This window comes from Vibrio sp. 1249-1, assembly GCF_033340495.1.
Window position 1 is genome coordinate 1 of record NZ_JAWOWJ010000382.1, and the last position, 794, is coordinate 794.

The 794-nt window shown below is 49.9% G+C and carries 1 pseudogene; it reads left to right on the plus strand.

Annotated elements, in window-relative coordinates:
- Positions 1–794 (plus strand): annotated as a pseudogene (gene dnaE, locus R7Z50_RS26505) (DNA polymerase III subunit alpha); the annotation flags it as partial.

Genomic DNA, 794 nt, shown 5'->3' on the forward strand with positions numbered 1-794 from the left:
GGTTGTACACGTAACGCCGGTAAGCACGCGGGTGGTGTTGTAATTTCACCAACCACGATTACAGACTTTGCGCCAATTTATGCGGATGCGGAAGGGCATTTCCCCGTAACTCAGTTTGATACGAACGACGTAGAAACTGCTGGTCTGGTTAAGTTTGACTTCTTGGGTCTGCGTACCCTAACCATTATCGACTGGGCCTTGGGTCTGATTAACCCGCGTTTAGAACGTGAAGGCAAAGAGCCTGTTCGCATCGAATCGATTCCACTGGATGATGCGGCGTCATTCCGTTTGCTGCAAAACTCAGAAACCACTGCGGTATTCCAGCTTGAATCGCGTGGTATGAAAGAGCTGATCAAACGACTTCAGCCTGACTGTTTTGAAGACATCATCGCATTGGTGGCCTTGTTCCGTCCGGGTCCGTTGCAATCGGGCATGGTAGATAACTTTATCGACCGTAAACATGGCCGAGAAGCGATCTCTTACCCCGATGAAAAGTGGCAACACGAGTCACTAAAAGAAATCCTCGATCCGACGTACGGCATCATTCTGTATCAAGAACAGGTAATGCAGATTGCGCAGGTTTTGTCTGGCTACACCCTTGGTGGTGCGGACATGCTGCGTCGTGCGATGGGTAAGAAAAAGCCGGAAGAAATGGCCAAGCAGCGTGCAACCTTCGAAGAAGGGGCAGTGAAGAACGGTGTTGATGGCGAGTTGGCGATGAAAATCTTCGACTTGGTAGAAAAGTTCGCAGGTTACGGTTTTAACAAATCGCACTCAGCGGCTTACGCACTGGT